18 protein-coding genes are annotated in these 23765 nt (G+C 70.8%); 12 read left to right on the forward strand and 6 right to left on the reverse strand.

The window, feature by feature from the left end; all coding sequences use genetic code 11:
- Positions 1–185: 185 nt before the first annotated feature.
- Positions 186–998, forward strand: coding sequence for a 23S ribosomal RNA methyltransferase Erm (gene erm / locus CUT39_RS03465; protein WP_198586844.1), 813 nt, complete (start codon positions 186–188; stop codon positions 996–998).
- Here erm and CUT39_RS03470 read toward each other — a convergent pair whose 3' ends face one another.
- Together CUT39_RS03470 and CUT39_RS03475 are read right to left on the reverse strand one after the other, a co-directional pair.
- The gene (locus CUT39_RS03470; protein WP_157930457.1) at positions 999–2123 is read right to left on the reverse strand and encodes a hypothetical protein; all 1125 of its coding nucleotides are present in this window, start codon (positions 2121–2123) and stop codon (positions 999–1001) included.
- 106 nt (positions 2124–2229) lie between these two features.
- The gene (locus CUT39_RS03475; RefSeq protein WP_100444577.1) at positions 2230–4134 is read right to left on the reverse strand and encodes a heavy metal translocating P-type ATPase; all 1905 of its coding nucleotides are present in this window, start codon (positions 4132–4134) and stop codon (positions 2230–2232) included.
- A 50-nt stretch (positions 4135–4184) separates the two neighbouring features.
- Between CUT39_RS03475 and CUT39_RS03480 the strand changes: the two genes are divergently transcribed.
- Complete coding sequence (locus tag CUT39_RS03480; RefSeq protein WP_100444649.1) at positions 4185–4547, forward strand: ArsR/SmtB family transcription factor; 363 nt, start codon at positions 4185–4187, stop codon at positions 4545–4547.
- Positions 4548–4647: 100 nt separating this feature from the next.
- On the opposite strand, the gene CUT39_RS03485 is transcribed toward CUT39_RS03480, so the two are convergent.
- Entirely contained in the window at positions 4648–5499 is an 852-nt protein-coding gene (locus CUT39_RS03485) for a phosphotransferase (RefSeq protein ID WP_198586845.1), read from the reverse strand.
- Positions 5496–6245 (reverse strand): AAA family ATPase, encoded by a 750-nt coding sequence (locus tag CUT39_RS21630; protein ID WP_408611098.1) that lies wholly within the window; start codon positions 6243–6245, stop codon positions 5496–5498. The genes CUT39_RS03485 and CUT39_RS21630 overlap by 4 nt, the downstream gene beginning before the upstream one ends.
- Positions 6246–6855: 610 nt before the next feature.
- Between CUT39_RS21630 and CUT39_RS03500 the strand changes: the two genes are divergently transcribed.
- The 6 genes from CUT39_RS03500 to mgtE all read left to right on the forward strand — a co-directional run bounded on the left by CUT39_RS03500 (position 6856) and on the right by mgtE (position 15816).
- Positions 6856–8595: an ABC transporter transmembrane domain-containing protein gene (locus tag CUT39_RS03500; RefSeq protein WP_198586846.1), complete on the forward strand. Its 1740-nt coding sequence runs from the start codon at positions 6856–6858 to the stop codon at positions 8593–8595.
- On the forward strand, positions 8592–10358 hold the full coding sequence (locus tag CUT39_RS03505; protein WP_100444581.1) for an ABC transporter ATP-binding protein: 1767 nt from the start codon (positions 8592–8594) through the stop codon (positions 10356–10358). The genes CUT39_RS03500 and CUT39_RS03505 overlap by 4 nt, the downstream gene beginning before the upstream one ends.
- Positions 10359–10788: 430 nt before the next feature.
- A complete protein-coding gene (gene gatC, locus CUT39_RS03510; RefSeq protein WP_100444582.1) occupies positions 10789–11088 on the forward strand; it encodes an Asp-tRNA(Asn)/Glu-tRNA(Gln) amidotransferase subunit GatC in 300 nt (99 codons plus the stop codon).
- Between the two features lie 4 nt (positions 11089–11092).
- On the forward strand, positions 11093–12595 hold the full coding sequence (gene gatA, locus CUT39_RS03515; protein WP_100444583.1) for an Asp-tRNA(Asn)/Glu-tRNA(Gln) amidotransferase subunit GatA: 1503 nt from the start codon (positions 11093–11095) through the stop codon (positions 12593–12595).
- Between the two features lie 6 nt (positions 12596–12601).
- Complete coding sequence (gene gatB / locus CUT39_RS03520) at positions 12602–14089, forward strand: Asp-tRNA(Asn)/Glu-tRNA(Gln) amidotransferase subunit GatB (RefSeq protein WP_100444584.1); 1488 nt, start codon at positions 12602–12604, stop codon at positions 14087–14089.
- A 386-nt stretch (positions 14090–14475) separates the two neighbouring features.
- Positions 14476–15816 (forward strand): magnesium transporter, encoded by a 1341-nt coding sequence (gene mgtE, locus CUT39_RS03525; RefSeq protein ID WP_100444585.1) that lies wholly within the window; start codon positions 14476–14478, stop codon positions 15814–15816.
- Position 15817: 1 nt separating this feature from the next.
- On the opposite strand, the gene CUT39_RS03530 is transcribed toward mgtE, so the two are convergent.
- Positions 15818–17389: a metallophosphoesterase family protein gene (locus tag CUT39_RS03530; protein ID WP_100444586.1), complete on the reverse strand. Its 1572-nt coding sequence runs from the start codon at positions 17387–17389 to the stop codon at positions 15818–15820.
- Positions 17389–18543 (reverse strand): PQQ-dependent sugar dehydrogenase, encoded by a 1155-nt coding sequence (locus tag CUT39_RS03535; RefSeq protein ID WP_100444587.1) that lies wholly within the window; start codon positions 18541–18543, stop codon positions 17389–17391. The genes CUT39_RS03530 and CUT39_RS03535 overlap by 1 nt, the downstream gene beginning before the upstream one ends.
- A gap of 71 nt (positions 18544–18614) precedes the next feature.
- Between CUT39_RS03535 and CUT39_RS03540 the strand changes: the two genes are divergently transcribed.
- The 4 genes from CUT39_RS03540 (at position 18615) to CUT39_RS03555 (ending at position 23758) form a co-directional block, all read left to right on the forward strand.
- Positions 18615–19526 (forward strand): 2-hydroxyacid dehydrogenase, encoded by a 912-nt coding sequence (locus CUT39_RS03540; RefSeq protein WP_100444588.1) that lies wholly within the window; start codon positions 18615–18617, stop codon positions 19524–19526.
- A 633-nt stretch (positions 19527–20159) separates the two neighbouring features.
- Positions 20160–21131 carry a 3-oxoacyl-[acyl-carrier-protein] synthase III C-terminal domain-containing protein gene (locus CUT39_RS03545; protein ID WP_100444589.1) on the forward strand — a complete coding sequence of 324 codons (972 nt, stop codon included), beginning with the start codon at positions 20160–20162 and terminating at the stop codon, positions 21129–21131.
- A 13-nt stretch (positions 21132–21144) separates the two neighbouring features.
- Entirely contained in the window at positions 21145–22470 is a 1326-nt protein-coding gene (locus tag CUT39_RS03550; RefSeq protein ID WP_100444590.1) for a preATP grasp domain-containing protein, read from the forward strand.
- Between the two features lie 10 nt (positions 22471–22480).
- Positions 22481–23758: a type III PLP-dependent enzyme gene (locus tag CUT39_RS03555; protein WP_198586847.1), complete on the forward strand. Its 1278-nt coding sequence runs from the start codon at positions 22481–22483 to the stop codon at positions 23756–23758.
- Positions 23759–23765: the final 7 nt, after the last annotated feature.

A 23765-nucleotide genomic window follows, 5' to 3' on the forward strand; every position in this document is an offset into this window, starting at 1 on the left:
GACCTTCGCGCCCGCCGTCCACTACATCCGGATGCGGGCAGCGGCCTAGGCCCTGCCGACGCAATGGTCTGAGTTCCGAGGAACCTCCTCCGAGCCGTGCCGCCCTGCGAGCGGCGCCTCCTCTCCCTGGCAGCGCCTAGGCGAATCACGTGTCCTGATTCGACTACTCCGCCAGGAGGGCACCCATGTCCCGCAGACGATCCATGCCCCATGCCCAGGACACCCGCCGCGGATCAGACCGCAGGCGGCTGTCGCAGAACTTCCTCGTGGACCCGGCCCTGGCCCGCAGGATCGTGCGGTCCTCGGGCGTCGGCGCCGACGACCTGGTGGTCGAGGTCGGCCCCGGCGACGGCATCCTTACCCGGCACCTGGCCGCCGTCTCCCGCCGGGTCCTGGCCTACGAACTGGATGCGCGGCGGGCCGACCGCCTCGGCCGTCGCTACGACGGCGACGACCGGGTCCGCTGCTTTCATGCCGACTTCCGGTCCGTCCGGGCCCCGCGCGAGCCGTTCGACGTGGTGGCGAACGTGCCATACGGGATCACCACCGACATCGTGCGCTGGTGTCTGTCCGCCGACAAGCTCCGCTCGGCGACGCTGGTCACGCAGCTCGAGTTCGCCCGCAAGCATTCCGGCGACTTCGGCCGCTGGTCCAAGCTCGCGGTCGCCCACTGGCCCCAGTGGGCGTTCGATCTCGGCGAGCGCGTCGACCGCCGCAAGTTCCGGCCGGTGCCTCGGGTCGATTCGGCGGTCCTGCACCTGCGGCGGCGGGCCGAGCCGCTGGTCCCGGCCCGGGCGATGGGGGAGTACCGCCGCCTGGTGGAGCTCGGCTTCTCGGGTGTCGGCGGGTCCCTGGCCGCTTCGCTCCGACGCGGGCTCGGTGACCGGGCGGCCGACCGTGCCTGCGCCGCGGCGGGAATCAGCCGCGGCCGGCCGGTCGGCCTGGTGCCGCCGGAGGCGTGGCTGCGGCTCTTCGCCGCCCTGCCGGCGCGCCGGTGATCAGGACCCGAGCATCTCCTGCGCCCGGTCGATCAGGTCACGCATGTCCTCCTGCCAGGCGTACGCCTCCTCCTCGAATTCGAGGAAGTGCGGTCCGTAGACGGACTTCCAGGCCCGGTGGTGCTCCTGGTCGATGCCGGTCCGGTCGACGCAGTCCCACATGTCGCCGGCGAGCCCGATCTCCCATTCCCTCCGCTCCTCGGCTCCCGAGGGGACGTCGGAGGGGGGCTCGGGGAGACCGTCGCTCAACTCCTCGACCGGATCGCTTCCATAGGCGCTGTCCACGAACTGCCAGACTTCGAGGCTGCCGCGGCGGTTGAACTCCCACCGGCCCCAGCCGGCTTCTTCGAGGCAGTCCAGGTACTCGCGGTCGCCGCTCCGCTCTTCGACCACCCGCTCGTCGAGCTCCCCGGTGGCGACCGCCTCCGAGCCCGGAGCCTGCGGGATCGTGGTCCAGGTGCCGGCGTCGTCGCCGAAATCGGGGGCGGGTTCGAATTCGGGTTCGATTCCGAGCTCCTCGGCGACCTCGCCCATGCAGCCGCCGGGTTCGACGGTCCCGATCAGGACCGAGTCGCTCTCGACGTCGAACTCTCCGATCAGGTAGCCGTTGTCGGCGACCGCTCGATCGCGCCCGTAGTAGGCGACGTACCAGTCGAAACGCTCCTGGTCCGAGAGTGCCTCGAACTCGGAGTTGTCGACGGTCGCGAAGCTCTCGAGGCCTTCGGGCAGGGAGAGCTCCTCGAATTCGAGGTGCTCCTCCGAGCCGTACATGTCCATCGTGGAGGTCCAGACGCCGAAGCCCCACTCGGCGTGCTCCTCGCGGTCGAGGGTCAGCCACGGTACCGACCCGGCGTCGGGGATCGGGTCCTCCAGCGTTCCGAAGCCCCACATCACGCTCTGGTACCCGTCGTGGACGGTGTGGCCCTGCCGCTCCACGCAGTCGAGTATGAGCCGTTCCTGGGCCTCGGCGATCTGGGCGGTCAGCTCACTCTGCTCGGTGAGCATGGCCGCCACCGATTCCAGGTCCTCGTCGCTGATGGCCGCTTCGTCCTCGGACTGGAAGAACTGGCAGCCCGCGGCCAGCCCCGTCAGTGCCGCCAGGGCGGCGATTCCGGCCTTCCTCATCATCGGTCGTCTCCGTTCTGTGGTGGTGTGCGCACAAGGGACGACCCGAGCCGTCAGGGTTGTTGCAACCCCCTTGGTATCGCTTCCATAACGACGCTCGTCAATATCAGACGCCTGCGGCGGCGACCGGGGCCCGCTCGGTCCCTGCCTCGCGCGGCTCGGCCCAGTGGTGGGCGCCGAGCAACCGCAGCCCGTTGAGGCCCACGATCACCGTGGACAGTTCGTGCCCTGCCACGCCGAGTACCAGCGGCAGGTGGCCAACCAGGTCCCAGGTAGCCAGCACCGCGATGACGGCGGCGGCGAACCACAGGTTCGCCCGCGCCACGCGCTTCGCCTTGCGGGCCAGGTCCACCACGGCCGGCAGTGCGGTGAGTCGCTGCCCGACCAGCACCACGTCCGAGGACTGGAGCGCCAGATCCGAACCGGTACCGCCCATCGCGGCGCCGACGTGCGAGGCGGCCAGCGCCGGCGCGTCGTTGACTCCGTCGCCGCAGTACACCGTCGTCGTGCCGCCCAACCGGTCGGCCTTGTCGCCCGGCAGCAGTCCGGCCTCCACATGCTCGATGCCGACCTGGTCGGCCACGCGCCGGGCCGCGGCCGCGTTGTCGCCGGTCAGCAGCAGGTGCCCGCCGGGCAGCCGCTCGCCGAGCGCGGCGACCGCCCCGGCCGCCTCGGGCCGGATCTGGTCGGTCAGGCCCACGACGCCGACCGGGCGGTGGCCGGCTATTGCGACCACGACCGTCAGTCCGTCCGCTTCGAGATCGGCAGCGGCCCGCCGCGCCTCGGTGGCTTCCTCGGCGTCCTCGAGCAGGATCGGGTGTCCCACGCATACCTCGGTGCCGTCGACGACCGCGCGCACGCCGCGCCCGGGCATCGCCTGGAACCGTTCGGCGCCGCCGGTCGGGCCGATGGCCGACAGGACCCGGCCGAGCGGGTGCTCGCTGCGCGCTTCGGCCGCCGCGACCAGCCGCCGCAGGCGCCGCTCGTCGCCGTCGAGCGCGATGATCCGTTCGACCTCCGGCCGCCCGGTGGTGAGCGTGCCGGTCTTGTCGAAGGCGGCCCGGTCGACCTCGGTCAGCCGTTCGACCATCAACGCGCTCTTGACCAGGACTCCGCGGCGGCCCGCCAGTGCGACCGCCGCCAGCAGCGGCGGCATGGTCGCCAGCACGATCGCGCACGGGCTCGCCACGATCATGAAGGTCATCGCCCGCAGCAGCGTCGGCTCGAACGGCGCCCCGAAGGCGAGCGGGAAGCCGACCAGCGCCAGGGTGATGGCCACGACCGCCAGCGAGTAGGGCTGCTCGACCTTCTCGATCGTCAACTGGGTCTTCGACTTCGCCTCGGAGGCCTCCTCGACCTGCCGCGCCACCCGGGCCAGCACCGACTCCGAAGGGTCCCGGTCGACCCGGACGGTCAGTGCCCCGGTGCCGTTGACGGTCCCGGCCAGCACCGCCGACCCGCTGGCCTTGCGGCGCGGCAGCGCCTCGCCGGTCAGGGTCGACTCGTCGACCTCCGACTCGCCGGAGGTGACCTCGCCGTCGGCCGGGACCCGGCCACCCGGACGGACCAGGACCGCGTCGCCGGGGGAGAGGACGGCCGCGTCGACCTCCTCGGCCTCGGCGCCGCGGAGGCGCACCGCCCGCTCCGGAGCCAGCTTGAGGAGCGAACGCACCGAGTCGGCGGTCCGCTCGGTCAGCACCGCCTCCAACGCGCCCGAGGTCGCGAAGATGACGATCAGCAGCGCCCCGTCGAACCACTGGCCGATCGCCGCCGCGGCGACCGCGGCGATCACCATCAGCAGATCGACCTCGAAGCGGGGCCGCGCCAGGGCGCGGAGTCCGTCCCAGGCCGGGCCCCAGCCGCCGGTGGCGTAGCAGGCCAGATATGCCCCGATCCAGATCCACGCGGGGGCGTCGGCCAACTGCGCGATGCCGCCGACTGCGAAGCAGGCGAGCGCCGCACTCGCCCACCGGACGTCGGGCACTCGGAAGAGTCGCTCGAATTTGCGCATAGAAGTATCTTCGCAGATACGAATATAGACAGGCAAGTACGCTGGTGACCATGCATGACCGGATCGAAGACTTCAACATGCCGGACGACGAGCAGGTCCGGATCGCCGCCGACGCGCTGCGCATGCTCGCCGATCCCACCCGGCTCCGGCTCATGTGGGCGCTGCTCCAGGGAGAGGAGAACGTCGCCTGCCTCGCGGACCTGGTCGGCGCCCGCCCCACCGCCGTCAGCCAGCACCTGGCGAAGCTGCGGCTGGCCGGGCTCGTCGACTCCCGCCGCGAAGGCACCTACATCTACTACCGCGCTGCCGACCACCACGTCCTGCCGCTGATCGAGCAGGCGCTCTCGCACGCCGTCCACGCCACCGGCCGCCCGCTCGGCAATGAACGGGAAGAGTCCGCAGCCGGCGGATGACGGGTGCGTCGTTCGTTCAGGCAGTGGGTGCTCGGACGTGCCTGCTCCATTGGCGCTGGAAACCACCCTTGCAGCCCCGCACCGGAACCACTGTTGCGGGTCAGCCCCGCAGCCCGGAGAGCGCGGCCTGAGCCTGCCGGTGGAGTGGGGCCACAAGTTCTGGGAACTCGCCTGCCTCGGCGCGCAGGAGCAGTCTGGCGATAACGGTGAGCTGTGCTATTCGGCCGTCTCGTGAGTCAAGTTCTTCGGCGAACTCGGCGCGGACCTCGTTGGCGGCCGAGGTGTTGAGCAGGCTGAAGGACAGCAGCGTCGCGGGATCGTAGCCGAGTGGGGCCATGCCCCAGTGCTCCCAGTCGAGCAGCACGACCTCCGGAGCGGTGATGTTGCTCCAGTGAAGGTCGCCATGGGCGCACCTCCAGTCCCGCACCGTCGGATCGATCAGGTCGCCCCAGAAGACCCGGATGCGGCGGGTGATCTCGGCTTGTGTGACGCGCCGGCGCTCGGTCTCGGCAGGTGCGAGATTCCGCAGGTTCTGACGGAGGTCGCCCCACCATCGCGAGGGAACCTCCAGAGGTACGGGCGCGAACTCGTCGTCGGAGGCCGGGGACTGGCGGACAAAGGTCGTCAGTTCGGCGCGTTGGCTCCTGCCCCAGGTCTGGTCGTCCCAATCATCGAATTTGAGGACATGCGGCTTGGCGACTGCCGTGATCTGCTCGGCGTCCGTGTTCCCCGTCCAGGTCTCACCTCCGGCTGTAACGAAGGATTCGGTGTGAACTCGCAGCCAGCAGACACCGCGGCCGGGATGTTCAGCGCGGGCGCTGACCGAACGCAGGAACCAGCCGAAGCGCGGTTCCCCGACGACGGTCACCCCGAACGTCTCGGCCGCTTTGCCGAGGTTGCCGATCATGAACGCCTTGAACCGCTCATCGGCGGCATTGGTTGCCCCGCTCATGCCGGTCCCGTTTCGCCGATGAGATGCCGCAGGTAGAAGTCCGGATCGCTCATGTACCTGCGCCAGTGCGCGGTCAATTCCAGGTCTTCCCACGCGACACGCTCCATACCGTGCTCGCCGACTTCGATGATCTCGGCGCCCGGTGTGGAGGCGAGGATCGGCGAGTGGGTCGCGCAGATGACCTGAGCGCCGATCTCGCCGAGTCGGTGCATGAGCGCGATCAGGCGCAGGCAGGAGGTGAAGGAGAGCGCGGCTTCGGGCTCGTCCATGAGGTAGAGCCCGGGTTCGGCGAACATGGTTTCCAGGACGGTCAGGAAGCCTTCGCCGTGACTCATTTCGCCGAGGTTCTCGTCCCAATAGCCGCTCATGCCGCTGACGAAGTTCAGCAGTCCGAAGGCCGTCTCGGCGCGGAGGAAGAAGCCACGCTTCTTCGAGCGCGGGCCGGTCTGCATCCGTGAGCCGGCCCGGGTGTACTCCAGGCCGATGGCTTCGCCGAGCGGGGTCTTCTCCCGGTCGTTGCCGTACTTCCGGCCCGCTCGCCCGCCGTGTGCGTCCAGTCCGAAGCCTTCGGCGATCGCCTCGATGATGGTCGACTTGCCTGAGCCGTTCTCACCGACGAGGAACGTCACGGGCTTGGTGAAGTTCAGACCCTCGCTCGTGAGCGTTCGGACAGGTGCGAGGGTGAAGGGCCACGAGGCGGCAGCCCCTGCCTCCGTGGCTTGGACCGTGGCCCGTTCCACCAGCAACTCGCTCATCTCCTCTAATACGATGGCGCACATGCTCCCACCGGTCGGCAGTTGTTCGTCGGTCGGCACGCCGGGGAGCAGGACGGACCGCAATCCGGGTTGCACATGTTCGGGACACAGGGCATGGTGACCGGCCCGGTGTCGGCGTGAGCCGACATGCCTCGTTCGGAGAAGTGCTCTCTGCGTTCGGTGCGCGTCTGCTTTCAGGACGCCCCGTCCGACCTCACGCAGCCGGTCATAGCCGATGTCGGTGACCCTGAGTGCTTGCAGTTCCAACCGGTCGGCCTCGACGCGCTGGTCTTCCTTCATCTGCACGAGGCCGGCACGGATCGGGATCTGTCGGGGAGTGAGAACCTTTGGGCAGTGCGGACCGTGTTGAGGCCGCCGTCCTCGCCGGGGCGCGCTGTGATCGGAATCGCCCACCGGCTCGACACCGCCCACGACGCCGACCGCATCGCCGTCATCGACGGCGGCCGGGTCGCCGAGCTGGGCCGCCACCACCGACTGCTCGAACGCGACGGTGCCTACGCCCGCCTCCGGCGAAGCCGACGCGGCACCGCGGCCGCTTAATCGATTGCCGGTCGGCAGAGACCCGCTCTACGGTCGCCGGGTGAGGTTCCTCCGCGCTCCCGAACTGCCGCTCCAGGACCCCGTCTCCCCCGATGGCGCCCCGGGCACTGCCACGTCCCCTCCGCCCACCCGGCCGTGGCGCTTCCTGCTCTGGCTGGCCACCCGCCGCAAGGGGCTGGCGGTCGCCGCGCTCCTCGCCTCCGGCGTCGCACTCGGCGGCCTCCCGGCCCTGCCCTACTTCCTCACCGGCGCGGTCGACCACGGTCTGCGCGGGGGCGACTGGGGCGCCCTCACCGCCTGGTCGCTCGGCCTGGTCGGCGGCGGTTTCGTTTCCGCCGCCGCCATCGTCTGGTCCCACCGCCTGACCGTCTGGTGGCGCACTGACGCCGCCTACCGCACCCTCCAGCTCTCCACCCGCAAGGTCGGACGCCTCGGCGACGAACTGCGGCGCAAGGTCACCACCGGCGAAGTCGTCAGCATCGGCGCCACCGACCTCCGCCGCATCGCCGACGCGGTCGACTCCCTGTCACCGCTGTTCGGCTGCGCCACCGGCATCGTCGTGGTCGGGATCCTGCTGTTCAACACCTCGATCGCCTTGGGGCTGACCATCTTCGCCGGCGTCTTCGCCGTCGGCCTCATCACCGGACCGGTGCTCGCCCGCCTCCAGGCCCGCCAGCAGACCTACCGCGACCGCATCGGCGACATCACCGACCGGGCCTCCGACATCGTCGCCGGCCTCCGCGTCCTGCGCGGCATCGGCGGCGAGCACCGCTTCAGCGCCTCCTACCGCCGCGACTCCGAGGAGCTGCGGAAGGCCGGGTACAAGGTCGCCGGCCCGATGGCCTGGCTCAACGCCCTCGGCGAAGGCACCCCGGCGATCCTGCTCGGCGTCGTCGTCTGGATCTCCGGACGCCTGGTCGCCGACGGCTCGATCACCCCCGGACAGATGGTCGCCGCCTTCGGCTACACCAGCGCGCTCCTGCTACCGGTCCACTGGCTCATCGGCACCACCTACCGCCTGATCGAGGGCCGGGTGGCCAGCGGGAGGATCTGCGACCTGCTCAACGTCCCCGAGCGCGCCGCCGCCGAGCGGCCACTGCCCGGGCCGCCGATCGGATCCGACCTCCACGACCCCGAATCCGGGCTCACCGTCGAGGCCCGCACGCTGACCGCCGTCGCCTCGGCCGACTCCGGCCAGGCTGCCGGCGCCTTCGACCGGCTGGGCGCCTACGCCGACGGTGAGGCCACCTTCGGCGCGGTACCGGTCCACGCCATGGACCGCGCCGAGCTCCGGCGCCGCGTGCTCGTGGCCGAGCACGACGCCTACCTGTTCTCCGGCACCCTGGCGGGCATCATCGCCGCGCGCGAGGGCCGTGACCGGGTCGCCGAGGCGGTCGAGACCGCCTCCGCCGCCGACGTCGTCGAGGCCCTGCCCGAGGGCCTCGACACCGAGGTCGGGAACCAGGTCCGCACCCTCTCGGGCGGCCAGCGCCAGCGGCTGCGCCTGGCCCGGGCGCTGGCGGCCGACCCCGAGGTCCTCCTGCTCCACGAGCCGACCTCCGCGGTCGATTCCCACACCGAGTCCCGCATCGTCGACCGGGTCGCCGCCGCCCGCTCGGGCAAGGCCACCGCCGTCGCCACCACCTCGCCGCTGTGGCTCGGCCGCGCCGACACCGTCGCCTTCATGCGCGAAGGGAAGGTCGTCGCAGTCGGCACCCACCGCGAACTGTCCGAACAGCACCCCGACTACCGCGCCCTCGTCACCCGGGAGGACCAGTGACCGCCGAGACCCGCCCGACCGGCCTGCTGCCGGTCGCCGAACGCGCCCAGGTGCGGCGCGCCTTCGCGGCGCTCCTGCTGTCGGAGAAGCGCCGCGCCGCCTGCGCGCTCGGCCTCCACCTGGTCGCCGCCGCGGCCGGCGCGGTCGCACCGCTGCTGCTGGGCGAGATCATCGACACCCTCGCCTCCGGAGGCACGGCCGAGGGCGTCGACCGGCTCGCCGTCGGCATCGCCGCCGCCGTCGCGGCCGTCATCGTCTTCACCTGGGCCGGAACGTTCGTCTCGCACCGGCTCGGGGAGCTGCTGTCGGCGAAGATGCGCGAGCAGTTCGTCGACCGGTCCCTCCGGCTGCCCATGCCCGTGGTCGAGCGGGCCGGTGCCGGCGACCTCATGACCCGCTCCTCGGCCGACGTGCCCGAGGCCGGCACCCTCTTCCGCGAGGGCGTACCGGAGGTCTCGGTCTCGCTGCTGAACGTCCTGGTCCTCTTCGGCGCCATGCTGTGGGTCAGCCCGCTGCTGGGACTGTGCATGCTCGTGGCCGTCCCCCCGATCACCATCGGCACCCGCTGGTACCTGCGCCGCGCCCGCCACGGCTACCTGCGCGAACGCGAAGCCGAATCGAACGTCGGCGACACCATCGGCGCCTCCGCCGACGGCGCCCGCACCACCGAGGCCTACCGGCTCGAAGACCAGCGCCGCCGCGCCGGCGACCACACCGTTGCCGAACACTGGAGCGCCACCCGCTACACCCTGTTCCTGCGCAGCGTCTTCTTCCCGTTCCTCGACGCCACCTACGCCCTGCCGACCGCCGCCGTCCTGCTCATCGGCGGCGCCCTCTACTTCGACGGCACGGTCAGCCTCGGCATGGTCGCCAGTTGCGCCGTCCTCACCCGGCAGATCATGTTCCCGCTCGACCACATCCTGATGTGGGTCGAACGCGTCCAGCGCGGCTTCGCCGCCCTCGCCCGCGTCGAAGGCGTCGCCGAGGCCGAGGACACCGAGGCGCACGCCACCGCCGACCGACCGGAGGGCGGCGACGTCGCCCTCCGCGACGTCCGCTTCGCCTACCCCGCCGGCGGCGACGTCCTCCACGGCGTCGACCTCGAAGTGCCCGCCGGGCAGCGCCTGGCGGTCGTCGGCCCCTCCGGCGCCGGCAAATCGACCCTCGCCCGCCTCGTCTCCGGCTCCGACGTCCCCCGCGCCGGGACGGTCGCCATCGGCGGCGTCGAGGTCGCCGCGCTCCCGCTCGACGAGCGCCGCCGCCGCGTCACCCTGGTGACCCAGGAGCACCACGTCTTCGCCGCGAGCCTGCGCGACAACCTGATCCTCGCCAAGGCCGAGGCCGGCGACGCCGAACTCGAGTCCGCCCTCGCGGCCGTGGGCGCCGACTGGGCCCAGGACCTGCCCTGCGGGCTGGACACCGAGCTCGGCGGCACCGCGAAGGAACTCGACGCCGCCTCCGCTCAGCAGATCGCGCTGGCGCGCATCATCCTGGCCGATCCGGACGTGGTCGTCCTCGACGAGGCCACCGCCATGCTCGACCCCCGCGCCGCCCGCGACACCGAGCGCGCCCTGGGCGCGGTCCTGGCCGGCCGCACCGTCATCGCGATCGCCCACCGGCTCCACACCGCCCATGACGCCGACCGCATCGCGGTGGTCGAGGACGGACTGGTCGCCGAGCTCGGCGACCACCACGAACTGCTCGAACGCGACGGCCACTACGCGGACCTGTGGCGGGCCTGGCACGGGGAGTTGGCCGCATGAGCGGACACGAAATCGGGCCCCGGGGCTATGCCCCGGGGCCCGCACTGGCTCGAGAACACCACCACAAGTCGGAACACCCACCGACTCGTTCTTAGCAAGGAAACAGAAAGGAAACCAGGAAACCCGTTCCGAACCAGTATCGAGAGAGTATCACGTCACAACCGCCGTGGCTAGAGCGGCTGTGCCCAGCGCACTGGCGGCCCGGTCAAGCGATTTTCGAGGTCGGGGCGCCCCGCGCACCCGGGAATGCACCGCCGTTCCGGCGGCCGGAGCGCTGGTCGCGCGCGCTTTCGGCACCGCCGGGCCCGGCCCGGCACCGAACCGCCCCGGGCCGGGCCCACACCCCGCAGGGCGGCCGACCGCCCCCGCCCCGCGCGTCCTAGACTCGATAGGTCTTCCCGCAGCTCGAAACCGTTAGGAAACACCTGTCGTGAGTACGATTTCACGCGAGGAAGTCGCGCATATGGCGCGGCTGGCCCGCCTCGAAGTCACCGATGACGAGCTCGACGCCTTCGCCGGCCAGCTCGACGTCATCCTCGAATCGATGCAGACCCTCGGCGAGGTCGACACCGACGGCGTCGAGCCGACCTCCCACGCGGTGCCGCTGGTGAACGTGTTCCGGGAAGACCAGCCCCAGCCCTCGCTGCCGCGCGACGCCGCCCTCGCCGGCGGCCCCGACACCGCCGAGGGCCGCTTCCGCGTCCCCCGCATCCTGGACGACGAGGAGTAGGGCCGTGGACGACCGCATCATCGACCGGACCGCCGCCGGCCTCGCCGCCGACATCCGCGAAGGCAGGGCCACCTCCCGCTCGGTCACCGAGGCATTCCTCGACCGCATCGACGCCGTCGACGGCGAGGTCGGGGCCTTCCTGCACGTCGACCGCGACGGCGCGCTCGCGACCGCCTCCGAGGTCGACGCCGCGCTGGCCGCCGGCGAGGAGCTCGGCCCGCTCGCGGGCGTGCCCGTCGCCGTCAAGGACATCGTGGTCACCGGCGGCATGCCCACGACCGCCGCCTCCAAGATCCTCGAAGGCTGGATTCCGCCTTACGACGCCACCGTCGTCGAGCGCCTCCAGGCCGCCGGGACACCGATCCTCGGCAAGACCAACCTGGACGAGTTCGCCATGGGTTCCTCGACCGAGTACTCGGCCTACCGGCGGACGGCCAACCCGTGGGACACCGCCCGCATCCCCGGAGGCTCCGGCGGCGGCTCGGCCGCGGCCGTGGCCGCCAAGATGGCGCCGCTGGCCATCGGCACCGACACCGGCGGCTCGATCCGCCAACCCGGCGCGGTCACCGGCACCCTGGGCGCCAAGCCCACCTACGGCTCCAACTCGCGCTACGGCCTCATCGCCTTCTCGTCCTCACTCGACACACCGGGGCCGGTGGCCCGCAACGCCCTCGACGCTGCGCTGCTCCACGAGGTCATCTCCGGGCACGACCCGCGCGATTCGACCTCCATCGACGCGCCCGTCCCGCCGGTGGCCGAGGCCGCCCGCTCCGGGGCGAGCGGCGACCTCTCCGGCCTCCGCCTCGGCGTGGTCGAGCAGTTCGCCGAGGGCGCCGGCGCGGCCGAACCCGGCGTCCTCGACGCCTACCTGGCCGGAGTCGACCAGCTCGTCAAGCTCGGCGCCGAGATCGTCGAGGTCTCCTGCCCGTCGTTCAGCTACGCCCTGCCTACCTACTACCTCATCGCCCCCTCCGAGGCCTCCTCCAATCTGGCGCGCTACGACGGCGTCCGCTACGGCCTGCGTTCCGGCGACGACGGGCGGCGCTCCCTCGAGGAGGTCATGGGCCTCACCCGCGAGGCCGGCTTCGGCCCCGAGGTCAAGCGCCGCATCATCCTGGGCACCTATGCGCTGTCGGCCGGCTACGTCGACCAGTTCTACGGGCGGGCCCAGAAGGTCCGCACCCTCATCAAGCGCGACTTCGAGGCCACCTTCGAGCAGTGCGACGCGCTGATCAGCCCCACCACGCCGTTCACCGCCTTCAAGTACGGCGAGCGCACCGGCGACCCGTACCAGATGTACCTGGCCGACCTGTTCACCATCCCGACCAACCTCTACGGCGGGCCGGGCATCTCGGTCCCGGTCGGCCTCTCCGACGGCATGCCGGTCGGCCTCCAGGTCATGGGCCCGGTCATGGGCGACGACATCACCTACCGCGTCGCGTCGGCCCTGGAGTCCACGCAGGACCCGCTCCTGGCCGACACCGCGCCCGAGATCGAGGGGAAGTAACGCGAGATGACGAAACTCAGCACCTACGAGGCCGCCATGGCCGCCTACGAACCCGTCCTCGGCCTCGAGACCCACATCGAGCTCGACACCGGCACCAAGATGTTCTGCGGCTGCCCGACCGCCTTCGGCGCCGAGCCGAACACGCAGATCTGCCCGGTGTGCCTGGCCCTGCCCGGCGCCCTGCCGGTCGCCAACCGGGCCGCGGTCGAGGCCACCATGAAGATCGGCCTGGCCCTCAACTGCCGCATCGCCGAGTGGACCCGGTTCGCCCGGAAGAACTACTTCTACCCGGACATGCCGAAGAACTTCCAGACCTCCCAGTACGAGGAGCCGCTCTGCGAGGACGGCTACGTCGACGTGGCCGTCGACGGCGACCACTACCGGGTCGAGATCGAACGCGTCCACCTGGAGGAGGACACCGGCAAGACCCTCCACGTCGGAGGCGCCACCGGCCGCATCCACGGCGCCACCGAATCCCTGGTCGACTACAACCGCGCCGGCATCCCCCTGGTCGAGATCGTGACCAAGCCGGTGCCGGGGGCCGGTGACCTCGCCCCCGAGGTCGCCCGCGCCTACGTCACCGAACTGCGCGACATCGTCCGCTCCCTCGGCGTCTCCGACGTCCGGATGGAGCAGGGGTCGCTGCGCTGCGACGTCAACGTCTCGCTCAACCGGGCCGGCGACGCCTGGGGCACCCGCACCGAGACCAAGAACGTCAACTCCCTGCGCAGCGTCGAGCGGGCCGTCCGCCACGAGATCCGCCGCCAGGCCGCGCTGCTGGACTCCGGCGAGAAGATCCATCAGGAGACCCGCCACTTCCACGAGGCCACCGGCGAGACCAGCCCCGGGCGCTCCAAGGAGGAGGCGACCGACTACCGGTACTTCCCCGAGCCCGACCTGGCGGTCATGGAACCCGACCGCGAATGGGTCGAACGGCTCCGCTCGGGCCTGCCCGAGCTGCCGCGCAAGCGCCGCGAGCGGCTCCGCGCCGAATGGGGCCTGGGGGAGCTGGAGATGCAGTCGGTGGTCAACGCCGACGCCGTCGAGATCATCGAGGCCACCGTCGCCGCCGGCGCGAGCCCGACCGCCGCGGTCAAGTGGTGGCTCGGGGAGCTCTCGCGCCGCGCCAACGAGACCGGCGTCGAGCTCGGCGAACTGCGCATCGGACCCGAGCAGGTCGCCGAGCTGCAGGGCATGGTCGACGACGGGCGGCTCAACGACAAGCTCGCCCGCCAGGTCATCGACGGCGTCCTCGCCGACGAAGGCGGACCGGCCGAGGTCGCCGCCTCCCGCGGCCTGGAGGTCGTCTCCGACACCGGCGCGCTCGAGGCCGCCGTCGACGAGGCCATCGCAGCCAACCCCGATGCGGCCGAGAAGATCCGCGGCGGCAAGCACGCCGCCGCCGGGGCCCTCATCGGCGCGGTCATGAAGTCCACCAAGGGCCAGGCCGACGCCGGGGCCGTCCGCGAACTCATCCTGTCCAAACTCGGTTAGCGACCGGTCGGCACGGCGCCGGCCCGAAGCCGGCGCCGTCCGCGCCCCTCAGCCGAACGTGTGAGCCGCGAGGCCGTCGGCCGCGGAACGCTTCGCCGGACCGCCGCACCTTGTTAGGCTGGAGCGCGCCGGGAGACCGAAAGACCAGCGCCGCCGCGCGGCACGGCCGGAGGAGGTGAGAGCAGTGGGCGACGATTCTTCAAGTCCCAGTCGAGATACCGACGAGTCGTTCCCGATTCTCGCTCATTCCGTGCTCCGCGCCCCTTCCATGCCGAAGCGGGCGGCCTGAACCTGCGGCATCGACGCCCGCAACCGAGCCGATCCACCGCTCGCAGGCCCCACTGAGGCCGGGCACGGCTGTTTCCTCGCGCAAGGAGGTGGCTGCGATGCCCCAGACCATCCAACCGATCTCACCGGCCGCCATCGACACCCTCGCGGCGCTCCGCCGAGAACTGGCCGACGTCTCGATCGTCGAACTGTCGGAAGAACTGCCCCGCATGGACCTGGCCGACCAGGCCGTCCGCTTTCGCCTGCTGCCCAAGGACCGCGCGCTGGCCGTGTTCGAGGAGCTCGACCCCGTCCACCAGCAGGAACTGCTCGACGCGCTCAAGACCGAGACCGTCCGCGACCTGCTCGACTCCATGGAGGCCGACGACCGGGCCAAGCTCTTCGACGAGATGCCCGCCATGGTCGCCACCCGCTTCCAGGGCCGGCTCAGCCCCGCCGAGCGCCGGTCGACCGCGCAACTGCTCGGCTACGACTCCGAGTCGGCCGGGCGCATCATGACCCCCGACTACGTGTCGCTGCGGGCCTCGATGATCGCCGCCGACGCCATCGAGCGCATCCGCCACCTGCGCACCCGACCCCGGCACCTCGACGTCCTCCCGGTCACCGACGGGCACCGCAAGCTCCTGGGCACCGTCGCGCTCCCGGACCTGGTCGCCGCCGACCCCGACCGGATCGTCGCCGAGCTGATGGCCGAGGACATCCACTTCGTGCACACCGACACCGACCAGGAGGAGGCCGCCCGGCTCATCCAGGACGCGAACCTGGCCGCCCTGCCCGTGGTCGACCACGAGGACCGCCTGGTCGGGCTCATCACCTTCGACGACGCGATGGAGGTCCTGGAGGCCGAGGACACCGAGGACGCCGCCCGGTCCGGCGGCGCCGAGCCGCTGGAGCGGCCCTACCTGTCGGCGGGGGTGTTCATCCTCGCCCGCAAGCGCGCCCTCTGGCTGCTGCTGCTCGCCGTAGCCGGGATCCTGACCGTCTCGGTGCTGAACTACTACGAGGCCGCGCTGGAGCAGGTCACCGTCCTGGCGGTGTTCATCTCGCTGCTGACCGGCGTCGGCGGCAACTCCGGTTCGCAGGCCTCGGCGGTCGTCATCCGCGCCATGGCCGTCGGCGAGGTCCGCTTCTCGGACACGTTCAAGATCATCTGGCGCGAGGGCCGCGTGGGGCTGATGCTCGGGGCGATGCTGGGGACCGTCGGCGGCCCGGTCGTCGCCGTCGCCTACGGGCCCGACATCGGCCTGATCATCGCGTTGACGCTGCTGTCGATCTGCACCTGGTCGACGTTCGTGGGCGCGTTCCTGCCGCTGATCGCCCGGAAAGCCGGCATCGACCCGGCGGTGATCTCGGCGCCGATGGTCTCCACGCTGTGCGACGCCACCGGCCTGGTGCTCTACTTCTCGATCGCCGCGGCGGTGCTCGGCCCGCTCTCGTGACTCAATCCTCGGCCGGGGTGGTGGCCGCCTCCCCGTTCTGCACCTCTTCGGCCTCGTCCGGGGCGTCGGCCGGGACGACGGTGCGGTCCAGGGTGATGTCGGATTCGCCGATCGTCCCGACCGAGATCGAGTCGTAGGCGGTGAGGTCCTTCGTTTCGGGGTCGAAGTAGAGCACGTCGAGCTCCATCTTCATCGGCGTGTCGGTGTCGAAGGTCCGCAGCCCGGCAGCACCGGTGGAGCCCTCCACCATCAGCGTCGTGCCTTCGCCGAGGTCCTGCACGGCCCGCTTGTGGGTGTGCCCGGACAGCACCAGCGGCACGGAGCCGACCAGCGGCACCGCCATCGGCGGCTCGTGCACCAGCGCCAGGTCGGCGCCGCCGGCGGTCTCGATCGCCTCCCGCAGCCGGTCGCCGGACTGGGTGAGCATCTGCTGGGCGTAGTCGCTGGACGGCTGGCTGCCCTTGTCGGGGGTGAAGCGCGGGTCGGCCACGCCGGCGAAGTCCAGTCCGGCGATCGACCGCACCTCGCCGTCGAGGATGACGACGTTGTCGTATGCGGCCAGCTCCGCGACCGTGGTCGCCGAGTCGTGGTTGCCCTTGACGAACACGTACGGCACCTCGATCTGGGTCACCCCGCGCGAGTAGACCTCGGCCTCCTGCTCCGAGCCCCAGTCGTTCATGTCGCCGGTGTCGGCGACCACGTCGATGTCGAACTGGTCGACCACCGACTCCATGACGTGCCAGGCCGACGGGTTGAGGTGCAGGTCCGAGACGTGCAGGACCCGGATGGCGTCGTCGCCGACCTCGAGTTGCGGCAGGTCGGTGGCCAGGGCGTAGAACGAGGAGATGTTGGTGACGAACTTCTGCAGGTTCGCCACGTACTCCTCGTAGTCCCGCGCGATGTCCTCGGCGTTGCCGACCACCGACGGCGCGTAAGCGAGCAGGCCCTCGTAGCGCGGCTGCGAGATCGACTCGACCTGGAGGGTCGAGGCGGCGTACCCCATCGTCGCCGCCGTGACCGCCAGCGACGACAGGGCGGTCAGGAGGGTGCGGCGCACGTTGCGGAACACCAGCGCCCCCACCGCCAGTCCGCACAGCGTGACCAGGGCCAGGGCCTGGACCAGGACGCGCACGACGGCGTCGGTCACCTCCGAGGCCAGGTTCTCCGAGGCGGTGGTGACGCCGTCGGGGGTGTTGATGATGACCTGCGCCTGGTCGGGGTCGACCGAGTCGAGCCGCATGCTGAGCCCGACCGGGCCCTCGTGGCTGTCGAACACGACCTTGCCGAGCGGCGGGATGGTCACGACCGTCTCGCCGTACACGTCGGGCTGGACGGTCATGGTGGTGTTGAACGGCCCGATGTCGGCCTTGGTGCCGCCGGCGAGCGCCAGCCCCCCGGCCGCCGAGGCGGCGCCGATCAGCAGGATCGCGACGGCGACGGCGAGGCGGCGCGCGAGGCGGGAGCGGCCCGCCCGCGCCGAACCGGCCCGCGTGCGGCGCCAACCGGCGCCGAGGGCGCCGCGGACTCGCCCGGCGCCCGGTGACCGAGTGGGGTCGTCGGCACGGTCGGACATCAGACTCTTCCTTCAACGGCGTAGGCGGTGGCGAAGCGGAGGATGCGGTCGTCGGACTCGTGCGCGGTGCAGCCGCGGCCGGCGACGCAGCGGTCGTCGCGGTTCGAGGTGGTCACCCACAGCATCCCGTCCGGACCCATGGCGATCGATCGTAGCCGACCGAACTGCCCGGCCAGCGCCGGTTGCGGCTCGCCGACCACCCCGCCGCCGGCCTCGAACTCGATCACCCAGAGGCGCTGGCCGCGCAGGCACGCCGTCACCAGGGTCGCCTCGGCGAACACCGCGTCGCCGCAGGAGGCCTCGAACGGCTCCCAGGTCGCGACCGGGTCGCGGTAGTCCTCGGCTCCGCCCAGGCCCTCGTACAACGGCCACCCGTAGTTCGCGCCCGGCTCGATCAGGTTGACCTCGTCGGCCAGGTCGGCGCCGAACTCGGTGGCGTACAGGTCGCCGTCCGGCGTCCAGGCCAGGCCGTGGACGTTGCGGTGGCCCATCGAGTAGACCGGCGACTCGGGGTCGGGGTTGTCCTCGGCCGGCTCGCCTTCGGTGTCGAATCGCAGGATCTTGCCGCCCAGGGACCGGTCGTCCTGGGCGCGCTCGGCGGTGCCGGCGTCGCCGGCGGCGGCCCACAGGAACCCGTCGGGGCCGAACGCGAGCGCGCCGCCGTTGCGGTCGGTTCCGGCGGGGATGCCGGTCAGGACCGGCTCGGGCTCGGACCCGGCCTCCAGGTCGATCGCGACGACCCGGTTGTCCGCCTCGGTCGTGTAGTACGCGTACACCGTCGAGTCCTCGTCGTATTCCGGGGAGACGGCCAGGCCGAGCAGCCCGCCGTCGCCGGCGGGGTCGACGTCCTCGACGACGTAGGCCTCCTCGGGCGAGGCGGTCGAGCCGTCCGGGGACGACTCGATCGCCAGGATGCGACCGGAGTCGCGCTCGCCGACCAGGGCGGTTCCGTCGGGCAGGAAGTCCAGGCCCCAGGGAATCTCGAGGTCCTCGGCCACCACGTCCATGTACGTGGCCGGCTCCTGGGGCCGGCTCGAGGGCGTCGGCAGGTCCGGGGGCTGGCCGCCGGTCGGCTCGGGCGGTTCCCCGAACGAGCACGAGGCGAGGGTCAACGTCGCAGCGGCCGCCAGTGCCGCCGAGGTCGATCGGCGCATGAGACCCAGCGTAGTGCGGCCGGGCCGCGGGCGCGCCCGCCAGTGCCCCGAGGTGGATTAGGCTTTGCCCCGTGAAGGTATGGATCGCTCATGACGAGGGCCGCGACCTGCTCGGGGCCCTCCCGGAGGAAGTCGGGGTCGAGGTCTACGGGGGGCGGGGCGACTACCCGTCCGATCCGGCGACCGTCGAGTTCTGGGTTCCGCCGTTCCTGGCCAAGTCGAAGGTCACCACGCCCCTGAACGACATGACCGGGCTGAAGGCGATCCAGCTCCTCAGCGCGGGCGCCGAGGTCTGGGCTCCGGTCGTGCCGGAGGGGGTCGTCCTCTGCGACGCGCGCGGCGTCCACACCGGGGTGACCGCCGAGTGGGCGGTCGGCGCGATCCTGGCCTCGATGCGCGGCTTCGACCACTTCGCCCGGCAGCAGGAGCGCCACGAGTGGAAGGTCGAATGGACCACCACCGTCTGCGACAAGCGCGTCCTCGTCGTCGGCGCCGGCGACATCGGCGAACGGACCGCCGGGGTGCTGACCGCCCTCGGCGCCGAGGTCACCAAGGTCGCCCGCCGCGCCCGCCCCGGGGTCCACCCGGTCGCCGATCTCGAGGCGCTGCTGCCGGGGGCCGACGTCGTCGTGCTCCTCCTTCCGCTGACCGAGGCCACCCGCGGCATGGTCGACGCGAAGTTCCTGGCCCGGATGAGGGACGGCGCGCTTTTGGTCAACGCCGCCCGCGGCCCGATCGTCGACACCGACGCCCTGGTCGCCGAGGTCGCCTCCGGCCGGCTGCGGTGCGCGGTGGACGTGGTCGACCCCGAGCCGCTCCCGGCCGGCCACCCGCTGTGGGACCTGGAAGGCGCGCTGGTCACCCCGCACGTCGGGGCGTCGGTCGACGGCATGATCGACCGCGCCTATGCCCCGGTGGGCCCCCAGATCCGCCGCTTCGCCGCCGGCGAGCCGCTGGAGAACGTGGTGGCCGACGGCTACTAGTCGGCGGCCGCCGGGCCGCGCCGTGCCCGGATGCGGCCGTACGGGGCGAGACCGATCGGCCCGAGGCGTCCGAAAGTTTCGGAGCGTGTTGCGAGAACTGCCCGCGCCGATCGGGTCACGAACGGGCGATCCCCCGTCATTCCGGGCCGCAGTGGTGGAAGTGTTTCATGATAATTAGGGCAAATGTGGTAAAATAGATCCTATGAATTAGGTCACAATACCGGAACTTTTGCGATCTTTTCGGTACTGCGCGTAAGTGGCAGGTTCTTTGAGGTTGACGGATATCAATGTGATTACTGTGATGCTGGCGTGATCGAAACTTATTCGCTAGCATTCCGTCTGCGTCCAAAACGATCAGCATCCGAACCTCTCGAAGGAGTTCAATAGGAGCCCACCCCTTCTCGTTCCCGACTGCGGCAGTGCGCAATGACCGAGGCTTGAACGTGCCCTCGGAACTGTTGTCGCGCCCTTATCGCAGGCTGTCCAACTATCACCCGGTCAAATTCGATAAACCCACCTAATAGTTCTCGGAGCTGTTCGGATAGTCGGCCATTGTCAACTTATATTGACCCATGTGACCGGCTTTTTCTTGTAGGCCGGAAACGTAGCCGATCAACGGAGGATCGCTCAGGCATGACCGCCATCGCAGAAGTAGCAAGTCATATACCCAGTAAGTCCGAGACGATTGAACAGGTCGGCGAACAGCTCGACATCGACAAGCGGCATATCGAGCTGTTCACGCGTTTCTTCGGACTCAGAGAAGTCAGGGTAGCCCCGGAGCGGAGCTATACCGACCGCCTGGTGGATGCCGCCGGAAACCTCGGACAATTGCAGGGAAACGAATCGCGAGTTCGATATGTGCTCATCGCTCGCACCGCTCGCGACCTGTCCACGACCACCGAGGACCCCGTCCACGAAGTGGTGGAACGGCTGGGCCTGGACAACGCCATCGGATTCGCGGTCACCGAGCACGCCTGCGCCTCGGCCCTGTACGCGATCTGGATGGGAGGCTGGCTCCTGCGCGACGAGGATCCGGACTCGCTCGCCCTGGTCCTCATGGGCGAGGTTCCCGAAATGGAGGGCTTCTACCTCCCCGGGACCGCCGTCATGGGAGACAGCACGGCGGCGTGCCTGGTCAGCGCTTCCGGGGAGCGCGACCGGCTGTGCTCCTACGCGTTCAAACTCAACCCGAGCTGCGAGCAGGCCCTGGCCGAAGCGGTCGCCGGGTACAAGTCCACCGAAGAGGCGTTCAGCCAGCACATGGGGCACGCCACCGAGGAACTCGGGAAGATCTACATCGAGGAGCTGTCCGAGGTGCTGCAGGAGGCGGCCGAGCGGTCGGGCCTGGCCCTGGAGGACATGAAGCTCATCCTGCCGCACAACGTCAACCGGATCTCCTGGCGGCGCGTCTGCAAGCGGATCGGGTTCCCCATGGACAAGGTGATGACCGACCTCATCCCGATCACCGGGCACTGCTACACCGCCGACAGCTTCCTGAACTACGTCGAGGCCCTGCGGCAGGACTACCTCGAACCGGGCGACCACTACATGGTCGTCGGCGTCGGTACGCACGGCAGCTTCGCCTCCATGGTCTTCCAGCGGTGAGGGGCGGCCCGACATGGACGATCTGAGCCAGGTGTACCTGGGCAATTTCGACGTCGAGGAGCAATGGGCCCGCGGCGAGCCCGGACTGCCGGCACCCTCCACCCGCGGGGCCGCCGCCGTTGCGGCCGCCACCGGCGAGCTCGCCCTGCTCATCGCCGCCGAATCGGACTTGGCGGTACTCAAACACGCCCCGGAGCCGGAGATGCTCCAGCAGCTCGAACACGTGGGGCTCGCTCCGCCGCGCATCGCGGTTCCGGAGGCCATGGAACCGGAGCGTCCGGTCACCCTGGACGCGCTGGACTCGCCGGACCTGCTGGGCCGGCTGAGCGATGAGGCGACCGGAGGGGCGCGCCTCAACCCGCACGGCTACTCCGAGGACGAAGCGCGGCTGTGCGACGCCACGGGCCTCGGGATCCCGATGCGCGATCCGGACATCGCCAAGCGCGTCAACGGCAAGGTGTTCAGCCGGCGCCTGTGCGCGGAGCTGGACATCGCCAGCCCGCCAGGATGGGAGTGCGAGACGATCGACGAGCTGACGGGCCTGGCCGACCAGGTCCGCTCGCATCTCGACGCCGGCCGGCCGGTGGGATTCAAAGCCTCCTACGGGGTCTCGGGCAAGGGCATCATGGTCTGCGAGCACTCCGGCCGCTTCGACCAGTTGCTGCGGCTGCTCACCCGCCGCGCCGAGCGCAGCGGCGACGGCCGGATCGAGGCGGTGATCGAGTCCTGGCAGGACAAGGAGACCGACCTCAACTACCACTTCACCGTCGCCGACGACGGCACGGTGGAGTTCGACTTCGTACTCGAGGCGATCACCGAGAACGGCACCCACCGGGGACACCGGCTGCCGGATTCGCAGCCTCGGCGGATCCGCGAGGCCCTGACCGAGTGCGCGCACCGCATCGGAGCGCGGCTCGCCGGCGAGGGCTATCGGGGTCCGGTCGGGGTCGACGCGATCATCTGCCGCGACGGCACGCTCTATCCGGTGATCGAGATCAACGCCCGCAACAACATGTCCACCTACCTGGCCGGCATCGCCACCAGGCTCGAGGCGGCCGGATCGACCGGCGTCGCGGTCCAGATCGACCTGCCGCTGACCAGGCGCGTGCCGTATCGGGAGGTCGGCGGCGCGCTCGCCGATCTCGCGCTGGACGCCGACTGGCGGCGCGGATTCCTGGTGACGTGCGCGGCCACCCTCAATGCGGCGGCGCCGTCGGCCGGCGACCGTTTCAAAGGACGGCTCCACGGCCTCGTGGCCGGACGCGACGCCGCCGACGCGGCGGAGGTGGAGCGGCAGGTGCGCAAACGACTCGGAGCGATGGGGGAAGCCAGTGTCTGAGAACCTCACTATGCAAGGGATCCCGATCGGCGACGTTGTGGCCGAACACGGATCGCCCGCCTTCGTATACGACGGCGACGCCCTCGTCGGGCAGTACCGGGGACTGCGCGAGTCGCTGCCCGAGGCCGTCGACGTGTATTACTCGCTCAAGGCGAACCCGAACATCGCGCTGTTCGCGCTCCTCGAGCGCGAAGGCGCGGGTGCCGAAGTCTCGTCGCTCACCGAGCTGCGCACCGCCCTGCGGGCCGGCACCGACCCCGGCCGCATCATCTTCCTCGGCCCGGGCAAGAGCCGAGCGGAACTCGAGGCATGCTGCGAGGCCGGCGTCCGCGCCGTGGTCGTGGAGTCGCTCGACGAGCTGGCCCGGCTCGACGGGATATCGCGGGAACTGGGTGTGCGCCAGCCGGTGATGCTCCGGATCAACCCGGACTTCCAGGTCAAGCGCAGCGGCCTGTCCATGGGCGGCAAGGCCAGGCAGTTCGGCATCGACCAGGACCAGGTCCTCGGCGCCCGGTCCGTGCTCGCGGACCTGCGGGCGGTGCGGGTGATCGGTGTCCACGCCTATATGGGCACCCGGATCCTGGACGCCGACACCGTGGTCGACAACACCGAGCGGATCCTCCGCCTCGCCGAGGAGATCGCCGAGCGGACCGGCATCGGTCTCGACGTGGTCGACATCGGCGGCGGCCTCGGCGTGCCCTACTTCCCGAAGGAATCCGAGCTCGACCTCGCGGCACTGTCGGAGGGCGTCGGCGCCGCGGTGGAACGGTTCGTCGACCGTCATCCCGGCACCCGGCTCATTCTCGAGTCGGGCCGGTACCTGGTGGCCGAATGCGGCGTGTACGTGCTCGGCGTCCGCTACGTGAAGGAGTCCTTCGGAGAGCGGTTCGCGGTTGCGGACGGCGGGACCAACCACCACATGGCCGCCGTCGGCATCGGCTCGATCGTCAAGCGCAACTTCCCGATCGGGTTGATCGGCAGGAAGTCCGGCGAGGCCGAGGTGCCCTGGCACCTCACCGGGCCCCTGTGCACGCCGGCCGACGAGCTGGGCAAGAACGTCGACCTCCCCGCGGATCTCGGCCCCGGCGACCTGGTGGGCGTGTACCGATCGGGCGCCTACGGACCCACCGCCTCGCCGGTGCACTTCCTGAGCCACGGCTACCCCGCGGAAGTGCTGATCCATAATGGACAAATTCACTTGATACGCATGCGCGACACCCCCGAAGAGATGCTGCGGCGACAACTGCTTCCCGATTTCGGGCGTTCCGAACCGACCGACCAGAGCTGAGGAGTCA

Origin of the sequence: Glycomyces xiaoerkulensis (assembly GCF_002798405.1) — a bacterium.
Taxonomy (GTDB): domain Bacteria; phylum Actinomycetota; class Actinomycetes; order Mycobacteriales; family Micromonosporaceae; genus Glycomyces; species Glycomyces xiaoerkulensis.

Coding starts and splice junctions, on each gene's coding strand:
- erm (WP_198586844.1), top strand. CDS start 186: ATGTCCCGCAGACGATCCATGCCCCATGCCCAGGACACCCGCCGCGGA.
- CUT39_RS03470 (WP_157930457.1), bottom strand. CDS start 2,123: ATGAGGAAGGCCGGAATCGCCGCCCTGGCGGCACTGACGGGGCTGGCC.
- CUT39_RS03475 (WP_100444577.1), bottom strand. CDS start 4,134: ATGCGCAAATTCGAGCGACTCTTCCGAGTGCCCGACGTCCGGTGGGCG.
- CUT39_RS03480 (WP_100444649.1), top strand. CDS start 4,185: ATGCATGACCGGATCGAAGACTTCAACATGCCGGACGACGAGCAGGTC.
- CUT39_RS03485 (WP_198586845.1), bottom strand. CDS start 5,499: ATGAGCGGGGCAACCAATGCCGCCGATGAGCGGTTCAAGGCGTTCATG.
- gatB (WP_100444584.1), top strand. CDS start 12,602: ATGACGAAACTCAGCACCTACGAGGCCGCCATGGCCGCCTACGAACCC.
- mgtE (WP_100444585.1), top strand. CDS start 14,476: ATGCCCCAGACCATCCAACCGATCTCACCGGCCGCCATCGACACCCTC.
- CUT39_RS03530 (WP_100444586.1), bottom strand. CDS start 17,389: ATGTCCGACCGTGCCGACGACCCCACTCGGTCACCGGGCGCCGGGCGA.
- CUT39_RS03535 (WP_100444587.1), bottom strand. CDS start 18,543: ATGCGCCGATCGACCTCGGCGGCACTGGCGGCCGCTGCGACGTTGACC.
- CUT39_RS03545 (WP_100444589.1), top strand. CDS start 20,160: ATGACCGCCATCGCAGAAGTAGCAAGTCATATACCCAGTAAGTCCGAG.
- CUT39_RS03550 (WP_100444590.1), top strand. CDS start 21,145: ATGGACGATCTGAGCCAGGTGTACCTGGGCAATTTCGACGTCGAGGAG.
- CUT39_RS03555 (WP_198586847.1), top strand. CDS start 22,481: ATGCAAGGGATCCCGATCGGCGACGTTGTGGCCGAACACGGATCGCCC.